Source organism: Paenibacillus montanisoli (genome assembly GCF_003268025.1).
In the GTDB taxonomy this organism is placed as follows: domain Bacteria; phylum Bacillota; class Bacilli; order Paenibacillales; family Paenibacillaceae; genus Paenibacillus_Z; species Paenibacillus_Z montanisoli.
The window spans coordinates 387231-402484 of sequence record NZ_QLUW01000001.1; the positions used below are offsets into that span (position 1 = coordinate 387231).

Here is a 15254-nt window from a genome sequence, read left to right on the forward strand (position 1 = left end):
CATTGCGGGATGTGCCGGTAGTATAATGGGAACATCATTAGACCATGGGGGGACGCCAAGTGCTGCGCATTTATCTAGTCGATGACGAAGCTATAGAGATGGACTTAATGAAAAACTATATAGATTGGAAGAGCATGGGCATTGAAGTCGTCGGCACGGCCAAGAACGGCAAGAAAGCGTGGGAACAAATTCAATTGCTGCAGCCGGACATCGTGTTGACCGATGTCAGGATGCCGATCATGGACGGGCTCGCGTTGGCCGCGCTCATTCAGAACCATTACGATTGGATGAAGGTCGTCTTCCTAAGCGGGCATGACGAATTCACATTTGTGAAGTCCGCGCTCGAAGCGGGCGCCGTCGGGTACCTGCTTAAGCCCATCGATCGGAAAGAGCTGTCTGCCGTTATGGCGAAGGTGAAGGGGGAAATCGAGAAAGTGAACCTTCTTCGCCGCTCCAAGCAGGTGCTGATCGCGAAATACATGGAAGAGCTGGTAACCGCCCCGGACGGCGAGATTCGCGAACAAGCTTGGGCAGAGCTTGCGAAGGTCGCTCCGGAAGTCGTTGAACGGCAATTTGTAATCGCTTTAATTTGCGCTGCGCCGCCAGCTTCCGATCTGAACCAATGGGCCCCGGTTATCCAGACGGTGCTCGAATCATACGCCCTCTCGAAAGGAGCCATCCAGCTGCACGATGAACGAGGGTGGCTTCTGATCATCCCGCATGCTGACGCCGAATATGACGGCCTTTGGCGTTCACTATCCGATGCGCTGCATGAAGAGCATGCGGTCACGGTCACGGCAGGGATTTGCAATGGAGGCCGGCTGCTTCATAAGGGGCATGACATGTACATGGAAGCGGTAACGGCGGTTGAGGAGCGGTTCTATCTCGGGCATGGCCGCATCATTCACGCTGGGGAGGTTCATCATTCGTTTGACGTGGACGTAAGGATCGAGAATGAGGCCTTGCTGCAGAAGGCGAGCCTGTCTGAGGCAGAGGGGCTGCAATTTATAGATGAGCTGAATAGCTACTTCGAAAGGTTGAAGAGGCTGCGCGTCCATAGAGATCAAGTGGTTCAAGTGTCCAAGCAAATCTTGCAAGCCATCCATGCGGAATTGCAGAAATACGAGGACCGCGCGAACATCGGAGTCGGCGAAGCGAACGAGTGGCATCAGACGATTGACAAGCTGGATACCCTGGACGAAATCAAAAATTTCATAGCGGAACTCGTAGAGACGATCAGGCAATTTCTTGCGAACAAGCAGCAGGACCCGCATGCCGCCGTAGTCCAAGAGGTTGCAGAGATTATCGAACGCGATTATGCCGAAGCGCTGACGATTGAATATTTGGCGGGAAAGGTGTATCTGTCTCCCAATTATTTGAGGGTGTTGTTCAAAGAGAAGAAAGGCTGCACGGTGCACGAGTATTTGACCAAGGTCCGCCTTGCGCGGGCGGTGGAGCTGCTTCGCGATCGAACGTTGAAGATCCACGACGTGGCGAAAAAAGTCGGCTATGACAATACGTCGTACTTCTGCTCGTTTTTCTACAAAACGCAAGGAGTCACTCCAAATGAATATCGCAAAAAGTTTTTATAATTCCCTGCGGAAACTGACTTTCAACATCATTAACCGGCGGATGAGAAGCAAGCTGTTTCTCGTTTATTTGGTGGTTACGATTTTACCGATCTCCTTCTTGGTCTTTTATTCGAACCAAACGACGAAGAAGCAGATCATCGACCAGGCGGTCGTGAATGTCGAGAGCACGATCGATCAAATCAATAACAATATTGAAAATAAGCTGGAAATGTACAAGCAGATCTCCACCCTCATTTATCTGGATACGGAGCTGCGCAATTATTTAATCACGAGTTACGAGAAAAATTATCTCGCTTATTTGGATGCCTATGATTATATCAATAAGACCTTCTATAAAATGCTGGCCATGAACCCGAACTTGAAGTTTATCACCCTCTATACGGATAATCGTTCGCTTCCGTCGGACGGCTATTTTATTAAACATATGGATGAATTGCCGGAGAAACTGGTCAAGCAAACCTTGCAGGCCCAAGGGAACATTACGGATTTCTACCTGGACGATACGAATGCGAAGAGCAGAGGCATTACGCTGGCTCGCTCCTTGAACTATTTGAGTCTGAACTACCCCTATGGCATTCTGACGATGGAAGTCACGGAACGGGAAATTTACACGTTGATCGAGAAAGAGAACAAGAACAAATCGATCATGGTTGTCGATGAGGACGGGGGAATCATTACGTCCGGAATGAAAAACGTCGATGCCCGCAACATTGCTGAAATCGGCGCGCTTAAGAAGGCTGCCTCAACGAACAGCGGAAGCTATATGTACAACGAGAGCGGTCGCGAGAAGATGCTGGTCATTCAGAAACCGCTGAAGAACGGGTGGCGAACCGTCGTGACGCTGCCTTACGACGAGCTGATCGGACAAGCTCAGAAGGCCTCTAGAAAGATGCTGCTTATTTCGCTGGGCTGCATCGTTGCGGCCATGATTATGATCTATGGCACAAGCCAGTTTATGACGAAACGCTTTGAATGGCTGCTTCAGCAAATACGCAAAGTGGAACGCGGGTCGTTCGACTTATCCAACAAACCGATGGGAAACGATGAAGTCGGGCAGCTGTCCTTTGCGCTCTATAAGATGGCATCGACTATCCAGGATTTAATCAATGACGTGTACAAGAAGGAAGCGGCGAAGAAGGACGCGGAGATGAACAGCCTTCAGGCTCAAATTTCGCCGCACTTTCTCTATAATACGCTGGCATCGATCTCGGCTCTGGCTATCAAAAACAACAATATGCAAGTCCATGGCATGGCGGACGAGCTGGCACGATTTTATCGGATATCTCTGAATAAAGGGAAAAAGTGCATTTCGATCGAGCAGGAGATTAAGCTGACCCAGCACTACCTGTCCATTCAGAAATCGAGATTCGAGGGCTTGTTCACCGTTCATTACGATCTGGACGAATCGCTCCTTAGCTATACCACCTTGAAATTAATCGTGCAGCCTTTCATCGAAAATTGCATCAATCATGCGATCTGGGACGACGAACGAGGCATTAACATCGTCATCAAGCTGTACGCGGACGGCGACGACATCGTGTTCTGCGTGATTGACGACGGTATGGGCATTCCCCGCCATATCCTAGCGAGCATGTCGGAGCAGGTCGGCCAGCCGGCGGGATACGGCATCTATAATGTGAATCAACGGATCAAATTAGTCTACGGGGACGCGTACGGCGTAGAAGTTCACAGCAAAGTCGGCATGGGGACGACGGTACGAATCCGTATTCCGAGAACCATCACGTATCTATGAAAGATGTTTTCCGTTACATTTCATTATAAAGTTGTATAGAACGCGGCAGGGGCGATGTCTACAATAAGAGCTAAGCAGAGCGCTTCTTACGCCGCATGGGGACCCCGGGGTATGAAATCGCTGCCAAACTAACTAGAGGGGGAAATGATCTGCAATGAAGAAATACGGGCAAGTGAAGTTATTCGCATCGACGCTTTTAGTCATGTCTTTGCTTGTAGGCTGCGGAAGCAATAACACGTCGTCTACAAACGGAAATACGTCCAATGCAAATGGGGCAAACGCTGAAGAAGGAAATACTCCAGCAGCCGAAGATAGTTCACCAATCACGTTTACGTTCTTCGATAAAAACACCGGCGATGCGTTCGACAATCCGGTCGCCAAAAAAATTACGGAAAAAACAGGGGTAACGATCGAAATTCAGCAGCCGACGGGCAATCCTTCGGAGAAGCTGAACCTCATGCTTGCGAGCAACGATTTGCCGGATATGCTGGCGATCGGACGCGGCGATTTGCTTGACAAGTATATTGCGGCAGGCGCGCTCATGCCGTTGAACGATCTGATCGATCAATACGGGCCGCACATTAAGGAAATGTACGGCGACACGCTGAACAAGACGCGTTCCGCGGACGGCAAAAACTATTATCTAGCCAACTGGTACGGGCTTGAGCAATATCCCGTATTCGGCTTCCTGATGCGCATGGACGTCATGAAGGAGCTGGGCGCGGGCGACAAAGCGACGAACGGAGAACCGTTCACGGCGGATGAATTCGTCGGCCTCCTGAAAGCGTTCAAAGACAAATACCCTGAAGTGAATGGCAAGCCGACGACGGCGATGACGTTCAACGGCGACAATATGGGCGCGATCATGGATACGTTCAAAGGCATGTACGGCATTATGCCTTATTATGAAACGAATGGCGAGCTCAAGATCGATATGAAAGACCCGAAATACTTAGAGATGCTAAAATTCATGAACTCGCTTTACAATCAAGGCCTGATCGACAAGGAATGGGCGACGAACAAGACGCAGCAGTACGAACAGAAATTGTCCACCGGCGCGTTCTTCTCCACGGCCGATGCGTTCTGGAACGTCGGCAAACCGAATGCGATCCTGAAAGAAGCGGCGGCAGACCCGTCGAAGAAGGAAGAAAGCCAATTCTATCCGTATAAAGTCGTAGCTCCTGGCGTCGATGCTTCGAAAACGACTTACGGTCCGAAGAACTCCCTCGGCTGGGATGGCATCGGCATTTCGAAGAGCAACAAAGACGCCGTCCGCGCCATTAAGTTCTTGGATTACTTGGCAAGCGAAGAAGGCCAGTACTTGCTCATGTGGGGCGTTGAAGGACAGCATTGGGATATGAAGGACGGCAAGCATACGCCGAGACCTGAAGTATTGGAAGGCTTCAAGAAGGATTGGGGCGCTTATTCGACGGAAAGCGGCATTCGGAAATGGACGTGGGCGATCAAGAACGGACCGGGTTCCGATGGTACGCCTTATGACTTGATCGGACGTTACGAAACGGACGAAGTTTCCAAGCTCGCGATTAAGAACCTGGCGGATACCTCTTTCGATACGGCGCTTTACGATAACCTGGGTCCAAGCGGCGGTACGCCGGAGGCGATCATGCAGCAGAAGGTGTCGGAAACGAAATCGAAGTATTTCCCTCGTCTGGTGATGGCTCCAAACGAAGCTGCGGTTACGGAGCTGTACGACACGATGATGAAAGAAATGGAAGCTGCCGGACTCGATAAGCTGGAAAAAATCTATACGGATAACTACAACAAGCGTAAAGAATTGTGGCAATAAATTAAATACAGAGGTGTAAAGAATGCCGATTACCGTACACGACGATCTACGAATCTATGAACTTCAGACCAAACAAACGTCCTATGTGTTCGGATTCAATGACAGAGGGATTCTGCAGCACCTGTATTGGGGGGAGCCGATTGAGGCGCGTGATTGCGCCCATCGGCTTCTGGCCTTTCATCACAGCTCCTTCGATGCCGAAGTGGAGCGGGAGTATGAAGAATACAGCTTCTGGGGCGGCGCTTCTTATGTTGAGCCTACCCTGAAGGTACAGTTTGCAGATGGCGTCAGAGATTTGAAAATGAACTATGAAGGCTATCATGTGGAGGCCAACGATGGCGAGGACCGTCTCATCCTGACATGGAAGGATAACCGTTATCCGCTGCAGGTTCGGCTTCATTACCGGGTTATTCCGGGACTAGACTTAATCGAACGACACGCGGAGGCCGTCAATTGCGGCGATGATCCGATCATCATCGAAAACATCCAGTCTGCCGCATGGCCGATTCCGATGCTGCCGCAATACCGGATGACCCATGTCACGGGAAGATGGGCGGGCGAGTATCAGCTTCGCGATACGGTTCTTTCCGAAGGCAAGAAGGTGATCGAATCCCGAAGAGGCTTCACCGGCTCGCATGCGAATCCATGGTTCGCCATCGATAACGGAATCGCGACGGAGTCCGCGGGAAGCGTCTGGTTCGGAGCGCTCGGCTGGAGCGGAAACTGGAAAATCGTTGCGGAGAAGACGAACTTTAATCATGTTCGGGTTACGGGCGGGATTCATGACTTCGACAGCCAGTGGACGCTGCAGCCGGGCGAGACCTTTGCGGCTCCGGTATTCGTTGGCGGCTATAGCGCTTCCGGCTTCGGAGGGATGAGCCGTCTGGTCCATGATTACCAGCGCGAATACATCTTGCCGAAGAGTCCGCTTCGTAAAGTGCTGTATAACTCGTGGGAAGCGACGGCTTTTGACGTGAATGTGGAAGAGCAGATCGAACTGGCCAAACGAGCGGCGAAGATGGGCGTCGAGCGATTCGTTGTCGACGACGGCTGGTTCGGTCAGCGCAATAGCGATCGTGCCGGACTTGGCGACTGGTATGTCAATCCGGAGAAATTCCCGAACGGCCTTGGCGCTTTGATTGAGAAAGTGCATGAGCTGGGGATGGATTTCGGGATCTGGGTTGAACCGGAATCGGTCAATCCGGACAGCGATTTGTACCGGAACCATCCGGATTGGGTCTACCGCTTCCCGACCCGAACCGGGACGCAGCTGCGCAATCAGCTTGCGTTAAATATCGCGAAGCCGGAAGTGAAGCAGTATATCCTCCGGTTTATGACGGATTTGTTGAGTTCTTATCCGATTAATTTCATCAAGTGGGACTTTAACCGGACGATCACGGAACCGGGTATGCACGGGTTCTCGCCCGAGCAGCAGAAAGAAGTTTGGATTCGTCATGTGCGCAGTCTGTATGACATTTGGTCCGAGCTTCGCGAGAAGTTCCCTCATGTCGAATTCGAGACCTGCGCGGGCGGCGGCTCCCGAATCGACTTCGGCATGCTGCGTTACGCCGACCAGGCTTGGCCTAGCGATAATACGGATGCGTTCGACAGGCTCAGCATCCAAGAAGGTTTCTCTTACATGTACTGCCCGCAAATTATGATGTGCTGGGTAACGGATTCTCCTAACGGGCTGAACGGCCGCAAAGTGCCGATGGCTTTCCGTTTCCGCAGCGCGATGTCCGGTTCCTTGGGCATCGGAGGCAATTTGAGGGAATGGACGGAGAGCGAAATCGACGAGGCTGCGCAGCACATTCAGACGTACAAGGAGATCCGGCCTCTTGTGCAGAGAGGCAAGCAATATCGCTTGGCTTCCCTTCGCCACTCCATGACCTCTGCCGTACAGTACGTCAATGACGATCAGACGGAAAGCGTGGTTCTTGCGTTTCTGCATGCGCAGCAGTTTGCCGGACGCCTTCCTTATCTGAAGCTGCAGGGACTGGCCAGAGATCTCGTATATACGGTCAAAGGGATTCGTAAAGATGAGCTTCGATTGCATGGAAGCACGCTTATGAATGCGGGAATTCCGCTCCCTATGCGCGGAGATTTCGATAGTTTGATGATTCGACTAGAGGCTGTGGAGGAATAAGAGGCGTTCGCGCGGAACTATACGATGATATCCTTCAACAAGACGGCGGGTGCCACATCCCGTCGTCTTTCTTCTGAGCAAGCATACCGGAAATCTATTGAAAAGGCGGATGTATCTGATGATCCAAGTTATTGAAAGCAATAGTCTAGGCTTCCCATCGATTACGATCCGGACGGCGTTTTATGAACTGACGGTCCTTCCCGCCATAGGGGGGCGCATCATCGGGTTTGGTCTGGATGGCGTGAATTTGCTCTACCAGAACGATAGCCTGGAAGGGCATTGCCCGCATTACGAACCTGCCGGTTCGGAAGGAATGCAGTCGATACGCAAGAGCAGCCCTATTCTGCTCTACGGCGGCGAGAAAACATGGCTCGCGCCCCAAAGCGACTGGGGCGGAACGCCTTATGCGGATTTGGATCACGGCGAGTATGCGTGCGAGATCCTTCGCGGCGAGCGGACGTTCCGGCTTACGCTGACGAGTCCGATTTGCCGGGAAACGGGGATCCAGCTCATACGGACTCTAACTTTCGAACAAGATGTCCGCTATGTCGATATTGAGCAGAGGATGATCAATCGCTCTTCCGTTCAGGTGACCAAAGGTTTCTGGCAAGTCACGATGCTGAATCGCAATGGAACGGTGCATATTCCTCAAGGGCTGGCGCTGAAGGAAGAGGCCTCAATCCCGTTACTCAACGCGCAGAACGCCTCTGTTCAGCGATCCGCGGATGGCTGGACGATGCCGGTAGACAACGGGCTCATGTATAAATTAGGCTTCATGACGGACGGAGGCCGGGCATCCGCCGTCTATGAAGCGGATAACGGCAAGACCTATGAGCTAACGAAAACATTCCAGGTTGAGCCGGATCGCAAGTATCCGCATGGCACGGTCGTCGAAGTGTATAATGCTAGCGAATATTCCTATTATGAGCTGGAAGTCCACAGTCCCGCATATACGTTAAACCCGGGCGAGGACGCCGCTTTTACGATACGATGGGAGCTTGCCGTTTATTAACGGTCATCACCGCGCGGCTTAACGAACCTAATAGCGCTTATTTTCTCGAAAATCGCGATTCTGCCTAAATGACCGCATTTCGCCAAATAAGCACTATTTCGTTACCGTAACAAGCGGCTAGCCCTTCAGCTTATTTCTGTATTCCGTAGGGGACATTCCGATCAGCTTCTTGAACAGCCTCGAAAAATAATAGGGGTCTTGAAAGCCTAGCGAGAGGCATATGTCTTTTATGCTGCGATCCGATAAATCCAGCAGTTGTCCGGCGCGCTGCATTTTCATTCTTAAATAATAGTCGATCGGCGCAAAACCGGTCGACTGTTTGAAAACATGATTCAAGTGCTGCTTGGACAGGCTGACATGGGCGGCCAAATCATCCAGCGACAGATTGGATTCCAGCCTCTCCGTCATGTATTGAACCGCATGCTCGATATACCGCTCGGCCTTCTCGTCCTCGGTTTGACTCTTCCTTATCCCGACATAGCTTAGAAGATAGCTGATCGTCTGCGAAACATGCACCAGGTGGTCGATCGAGTAAGGCTTGTCCAGCAGCGTATCGTAGCATTGATCGAATAACTCGATTAGTTTCACGGAATCGCTTAGGGATAGCTTCAAGGGCGCGGTTGCCAGATTCAGGTGCCGGAAGAACGCGTCGGCCAGCTCCCCTTTCAAGTGAAACCAGTATATGCTCCATGGGTTCCTGTCGTCTGCCCCATAAGCATGCGGCATGTTCGCAGGGATAACGGCCAAGGTTTGCTCCGTGAGCCGGAATTCGGCTGCGGATCCTTTTTTAATCCAGCCCTCTCCGCTCGAACAATAGATAAGAATATGCGTATCGCAGCCGGAAAGCCGTTCTCTGTAGTGGTGCCGCGCCCGCGGGAAGAACCCGATGTCCGTTATATAGAGCTGTCTGATCAATGGATGAGCGACCATTTCGTTTAGGATAAACGGCGGAAGCACATTGATTTTTTCGGCTTCAAATCCCTCTGCCTTCTTCATGACCGCCTCAGCCTTCCTCTTGAGAATGTTCTTTTCATAATACAGAATATAATCCATCATGTACAGCCGATCTTGAATTGTATACGCGATCATGGGACGGTAAGGTAGAGATAGGGACACATCAATTGCGAAGTGGAGTGAATAGAGTGGCAGATTCATTTGAGCGCACTAGAATTGCGGAAGAAACGGTGGAGATTCCGACCTACGGCGTAGGGAAGCCGGACCGAAATCCGATGTTTTTGGAGAAACGAGTCTATCAGGGCAGCTCCGGCCGCGTTTATCCGCATCCGGTCATCGATAAAATTGAAGACGAGAAAACATTGAAGGCCTATAAGCTCGTTATTCTGGAAAACGAGTATGTGAGGATCGAGATCATGCCGGAAATCGGCGGACGTATTTATCGAGCCTTGGATAAAACGAACCATTACGACTTCGTCTACTATAACCGCGTTATCAAACCGGCTCTGGTCGGATTGGCGGGCCCATGGATTTCCGGAGGCATTGAGTTTAACTGGCCGCAGCACCATCGCCCGAATACGTACGGACCTGTCGAGTACAGACTGGAGCAACAAAAGGATGGAAGCGCTACCGTGTGGGTCAGCGAGATCGATCGCATGTACGGAACGAAGGTGACGGCAGGGTTTACGCTGCATCCGGGCAAAGCTTATCTGGAGGTTCATGCCCAGCTATACAACCGGACGGCGGAGCCGCAAACGTTTCTATGGTGGGCCAATCCGGCCGTGGTCGTAAACGACCATACGCAGTCCGTATTCCCCCCGGATGTCAATGCGGTCTTCGATCACGGCAAGAGAGACGTGTCAAGATTTCCGATTGCGACAGGGACCTATTACAAAATGGATTATTCGGAAGGCGTCGATATTTCGCGGTATAAAAATATCCCCGTGCCCACCTCCTATATGGCGTACAAATCCGATTTCAACTTCGTCGGCGGCTACGACCATTCGGTTCAAGCGGGACTGCTGCACGTGGCCAACCATCACATTTCTCCAGGGAAGAAGCAGTGGACGTGGGGGAACGGCGAATTCGGGCAAGCATGGGATCGGAACCTGACGGACGAAGATGGACCTTATATCGAGCTTATGACCGGCGTGTATACCGATAACCAACCCGATTTCAGTTGGCTCCAGCCGTATGAAGAGAAAGCGTTCAAGCAATACTTCATGCCCTACAAAAATATCGGCGTCGTCAAAAACGCGACCATCGATGCGGCCGTAAATCTGGAAGTGGATCCGTCGGAGGCGAAGGCTGCCGTTCAAGTGTATGCGACTTCCCGGTTTGAGAAGGCCACTGTTGAATTGCGTACCGCACGCGGAAGTTATATGCAGGAAATCGTGGACCTGTCGCCGAACAACACTTTTAAGTCCATTGTTCCTATGCGCGGAGACGATCAGGAGCATGACTTGATCTTGACGGTGAAGGATACTTCCGGAAGAGTACTGGTAAGCTACCAGCCGAAGAAGGCCGAAATCGAGCAAGTTCCGGACGCGGCGAAGCCTTTGCCGGAGCCGAAAGAACTCAAGACAAACGAGCAGTTGTATTTGGCCGGCTTGCATTTGGAGCAGTACCGCCATGCCACATTTGAGCCGGAAGCGTATTACCTCGAAGGGCTGAATCGCGATGCAAGCGATATCCGCATCAATGTCGCTTATGGAACGCTTCTTCTGCGGAGAGGGCTTTATGCGGAAAGCGAGAAGCACTTTCGAGCGGCAATCGGCAGCTTGACTTGGCGAAATCCGAACCCGTACGACAGCGAGGCGTATTATCAGCTTGGCGTTGCGCTTAAAATGCAAGGACGGGATCGGGAGGCGTTCGCCGCTCTCTACAAGTCGGTTTGGTCTGCCGCGTGGCAGGACAGCGGGTACTTTACGCTGGCGCAAATCGCCTGCAGCAACGGTGCCTATGAGGAAGCGCTTGAATTGGCAGACCGTTCGCTCATCCGCAATGCCCGCCACTATAAGGCCCGCGACCTGAAGACCGCATTGCTCAGGAAATCCGATCGCCTTCAGGAAGCAAAAGCTTTTGCGGAGGAAACGTTAAAGCTGGATATCGCGGATTTCGGCGCGTATAACGAGCTCGCCTTGATTCTTGACGAGATGGGGGACTCGATAACCGCCGACCGGGTTCGCGCCGACTTGCATGCCCTTACTCGCGGCGATACTCACAATCACTTGTCGCTGGCTGCCGATTATGCGGCTGCCGGTCTAGCAGAAGAAGCGATCGGCGTACTGGAGCCTTTAGCTAAGGGCGGTTCGAACCAAGCGTACCCGATGGTATCCTATACGCTCGCGTATCTCTTTGACGGAGCAGGCGATCCGGTACAGGCTGCGCAGTATCGTCAGTCGGGGCGCGAAGCATCGTCCGATTATTGCTTCCCGAATAGCTTGTTCGATCTGGAAGTCTTAACGGCGGCCGTTCAAGCGGATCCGGAGGATGCTAAAGCGCATTACTACCTCGGCAATCTGTTCTACGACAAGAAGCGCTATGCCGATGCCATCGCCCATTGGGAAGCATCGAGGGCAATAGACGACTCGTTCCCGACCGTGCACCGCAATTTGGCGTTGGCGTATTACAACAAGCGCAGCGATGCGGAGCAGGCGCGGCGCTCTCTTGAGACGGCATTCGCATGCGACACTGGCGATGCCCGCGTCTTTTACGAACTGGATCAATTGCATAAGAAGCTTGGCCTTAACCCGAGCGATCGTCTTGTCCATTTGGAGAAGCATCTCCAACTGGTCCATGCGCGGGATGATTTGTATCTTGAATATGTCACCTTGCTTCATACGGTCGGCCAATACGAGAGAGGACTCGCCTTGCTTGCCGATCGTCAATTCCACCCTTGGGAAGGCGGAGAAGGCAAGGCAACCGGGCAGTATGTGCTCGCCCGTGTGGAGCTTGCCAAGAAGAGCTTAGCCGAAGTCCGCTATTCGAATGCGGTAGATTTGCTGGGTCAAGCGCTCGTTTATCCGGAAAACCTCGGCGAAGGCAAGTTGTTCGGCGCGCAAGAAAACAATATCTACTATTATCTCGGACTTGCGTACGAAGGTCTCGGGTTGGCGCTAGATGCGGAACAAGCATTCTTGGCCGCTTCACAGGGGTTGGATGAACCGGCGAGCGCAATGTACTATAACGATCAGCCGCCCGACATGATCTTCTACCAAGGTCTCGCATGTTTGAAGCTCGGACAGATCAAGGAAGCGAAGCGGCGTTTCAATACGCTGATCGATTACGCGGAGAGGCATTTGTTCGACGATGTTAAAATCGATTATTTTGCCGTATCGCTGCCCGACTTCCTCGTATTTGACGAGGATCTGAACAAGCGAAACCTCATCCATTGCCGGTATATGAGGGGACTGGGCTTGCTGGGGTTAAACCTCGCGGCAGAGGCGAAAGAGCAATTCGAGCTCGTGCTTTCGATGGACCGCAATCACCAGGGGGCATTAGTGCACCTTGCACTGGCTTCGGTCTGAAACGAAATGGAATCTAGGAGAGGAGAGGTGAACGGAATGAAATTTGAAATCGTCGCTGCCAGCGAGATCGGTGCGAGAGTCGCCGATTTGCTTGCGGAACAACTGAGGCAAAAGCCGGAATCCGTATTGGGGATGACAACAGGCTCCTCGCCTATCAAATACGGAATTTTTCAAGAGTGGATTCGCAGGGAAGCGGAGGGCGAGCTTGACTTTGCCCATGCGACCTTCATCAATCCCGATGAATGGGTCGGCATCGACTCCGAGCATCCGGAGAGCTTTCAAGCGTTCATGAACGAGCATCTATTTCGTCATTTACGGACGAAACGCAAACCATCACACATTCCAAACGGAGCAGCGGAGAATCTGCTTGATGAATGCAGCCGATTCGAGCAGTTGCTTCGCGAGCTTCAGTATGTCGACTGGCAGCTCATGGGACTCGGGTTAAACGGCCATATTGCCTTTATCGAGCCGGCGGATTCCATTCCGGCATCCACCTATGTCGCCGATATCGATGAGGAGAACCAGCTGACTCGCTCCAGTCACTTCCGGACGCCGCAAGAGGTGCCGAAGCAGTCGATTACGATCGGACTGGAAGCCGTGATGAAGGCGCGTTCGATTGTGCTCGTTGCGGCGGGCGAGAATAAAGCGGATATTGTCGCGACAGCGTTTCGCGGTCCCATCACAACCCGCGTTCCCGCATCGCTGCTCCAGCTTCATCCGAATGTGACGGTCATCTTGGATGAAGGTTCGGCGAAGCGTATCGGTATAGTATAAATAGCCAATTGACGAAAGTGAGTTTCAAGTTAAAAAAACCGCCCCTTTAAAGGGCGGTTTTTTTAGCTAACGTAACCGAATTTGGTTCGCACATTCGGCTTTATTTTTTATATATTCGTTTCGCTGCACGAGTAAACGTTCCATATACGATCGCAAAAACATCGCGTCCGCTAACTTACCAAGCAGTCCAAAAGGCGACGAGTAATCGAATCGATCTGTCATCAGCGTACCGCCATGTTGTCTTTCAAATGTATGTTCGTGCCTAAAGCTTTTAAAAGCGCCGCTAACCATCTCGTCCACGAATTTATGATGCGGATCAAACTCGGTAATGATCGATGTTAGTTGTTGGCGAATGCCGAAATGCGTGGCTTCCCAAGTTACGGTTTCCCCAAGCTCAATCAACCCGCATATACGGCCTTTTATTGCTCTTTCATTTGTGTGCGAGGTCGATTCCATGTGGAGTTCAATACTGCGGGACAAATCAAAACATACTTCAATAGGAGCGCTAATAAACTGGGATAATTTTATAATTGGCAAGAGTCAGCACTCCCTCTTCATCGACTTATGAACATTGGTTATTTTTAGATACTGCTCTAACTCCATTTTTACCTGATTGGTTTCTCCGCATATAGGGGTAAGGTTGATAAAACCCGATCGGAGGAATGCATACCATGCCGAAGGTTCATATGCGCGACCATTATTTCGACAATGTGAAGTTTGTCCTGATTGCGTTCGTAGTCATCGGGCATGTGCTCGAACCCCTGTATCCGACAAGCGATTCCGCAAAGGCTCTGTACAATTTCATTTACTTTTTTCATATTCCGCTATTTGTTTTCATTACGGGGTACTTTTCCAAGAAGACGGGAAAGCTTGCCCCGTATCTCGTTCTGTATTTCATATTTGAATCGCTTTATACGCTGTTGGATTATTATTTGAACGGGCGGTCAGGTCTCAATTTTACGTACTTGCTGCCCTATTGGGTTACTTGGTACCTGCTTGCCGTTGTTATATGGAAAATCGCCTTGCCGCATTTTACGAAATTAAGGAATCCGATTCTGATTGCAAGCTGCCTTGCGGTACTGTCCGGCTACGTATCAACGCTGGGGTACACGCTGTCCGCGCTTCGGGCGATCAACTTCTTTCCGTTCTTCTTGGCGGGTTACTATATGAAACGGGAATACTTCGGTTATCTATTTAAACGAACGGTCAAAATAGCATCTGCGCTTATTGTGATTCTCGCATTGGGTTTGCTGTTTCTCTATGGCCAGAACCTCAATTGCGAATGGCTTTGGGGCAGCTACACCTATTCCAGGCTGGGCAGTCCGGAATGGTATGCGGGGATCTATAGGATCGGAATTGCAGCCGTATCGGTCATGCTGTCCATTTCCGTCCTCTCCTTAATCCCAACGGGGTGGACTAGGATCAGCGATCCCGGCATTCGGACGATGTATCCCTTCTTGCTGCACGGATTCGTTCTCAAAATCATGGTGCATCTGGGCATCTACCGGCATATCGACACATGGGCCGATCAACTGCTTCTGATTTTGTTTGCCGTTGCTCTAACCGTAATCTTGTCTATGAAGTGGGTCGAAAAAGTTTGCGGAGTCATTTTCAAACCGAACTTATCTTTTCTGTACAAAAAGAGTAATGTGCCGTTATCGCGGGTACAGTGACCATCGGTGGTTA

10 protein-coding genes are annotated in these 15254 nt (G+C 51.3%); 8 read left to right on the plus strand and 2 right to left on the minus strand.

Going from position 1 to position 15254, the window contains the following annotated elements; all coding sequences use genetic code 11:
- Window positions 1-59: 59 nt before the first annotated feature.
- The 5 genes from DL346_RS01810 to DL346_RS01830 all read left to right on the plus strand — a co-directional run bounded on the left by DL346_RS01810 (window position 60) and on the right by DL346_RS01830 (window position 8310).
- Window positions 60-1592: a response regulator gene (locus DL346_RS01810; RefSeq protein ID WP_165822334.1), complete on the plus strand. Its 1533-nt coding sequence runs from the start codon at window positions 60-62 to the stop codon at window positions 1590-1592.
- On the plus strand, window positions 1567-3345 hold the full coding sequence (locus DL346_RS01815; protein ID WP_165822335.1) for a sensor histidine kinase: 1779 nt from the start codon (window positions 1567-1569) through the stop codon (window positions 3343-3345). Before DL346_RS01810 ends, DL346_RS01815 begins: the two co-directional genes overlap by 26 nt.
- Before the next feature lie 154 nt (window positions 3346-3499).
- Window positions 3500-5152 carry an ABC transporter substrate-binding protein gene (locus DL346_RS01820; RefSeq protein ID WP_112880387.1) on the plus strand — a complete coding sequence of 551 codons (1653 nt, stop codon included), beginning with the start codon at window positions 3500-3502 and terminating at the stop codon, window positions 5150-5152.
- Window positions 5153-5174: 22 nt separating this feature from the next.
- Window positions 5175-7298, plus strand: a complete 2124-nt coding sequence (locus DL346_RS01825) for an alpha-galactosidase (protein WP_112880388.1) — start codon at window positions 5175-5177, stop codon at window positions 7296-7298.
- 118 nt (window positions 7299-7416) lie between these two features.
- Window positions 7417-8310, plus strand: a complete 894-nt coding sequence (locus DL346_RS01830) for a DUF4380 domain-containing protein (RefSeq protein ID WP_165822336.1) — start codon at window positions 7417-7419, stop codon at window positions 8308-8310.
- Between the two features lie 117 nt (window positions 8311-8427).
- On the opposite strand, the gene DL346_RS01835 is transcribed toward DL346_RS01830, so the two are convergent.
- Window positions 8428-9306, minus strand: a complete 879-nt coding sequence (locus DL346_RS01835) for an AraC family transcriptional regulator (RefSeq protein WP_240632990.1) — start codon at window positions 9304-9306, stop codon at window positions 8428-8430.
- Window positions 9307-9452: 146 nt separating this feature from the next.
- On the opposite strand from DL346_RS01835, the gene DL346_RS01840 reads away from it, so the two are divergent.
- Both DL346_RS01840 and DL346_RS01845 read left to right on the plus strand, forming a co-directional pair.
- The gene (locus tag DL346_RS01840; RefSeq protein WP_240632991.1) at window positions 9453-12794 is read left to right on the plus strand and encodes a DUF5107 domain-containing protein; all 3342 of its coding nucleotides are present in this window, start codon (window positions 9453-9455) and stop codon (window positions 12792-12794) included.
- A 36-nt stretch (window positions 12795-12830) separates the two neighbouring features.
- Window positions 12831-13568 carry a glucosamine-6-phosphate deaminase gene (locus DL346_RS01845; RefSeq protein WP_165822337.1) on the plus strand — a complete coding sequence of 246 codons (738 nt, stop codon included), beginning with the start codon at window positions 12831-12833 and terminating at the stop codon, window positions 13566-13568.
- A gap of 66 nt (window positions 13569-13634) precedes the next feature.
- Here DL346_RS01845 and DL346_RS01850 read toward each other — a convergent pair whose 3' ends face one another.
- Entirely contained in the window at window positions 13635-14105 is a 471-nt protein-coding gene (locus tag DL346_RS01850) for an SRPBCC family protein (protein WP_112880391.1), read from the minus strand.
- A 134-nt stretch (window positions 14106-14239) separates the two neighbouring features.
- Here DL346_RS01850 and DL346_RS01855 point away from each other — a divergent pair, with 134 nt between their 5' ends.
- Window positions 14240-15241 carry an acyltransferase family protein gene (locus DL346_RS01855; RefSeq protein ID WP_112880392.1) on the plus strand — a complete coding sequence of 334 codons (1002 nt, stop codon included), beginning with the start codon at window positions 14240-14242 and terminating at the stop codon, window positions 15239-15241.
- The last annotated feature ends 13 nt before the right edge of the window (window positions 15242-15254 follow it).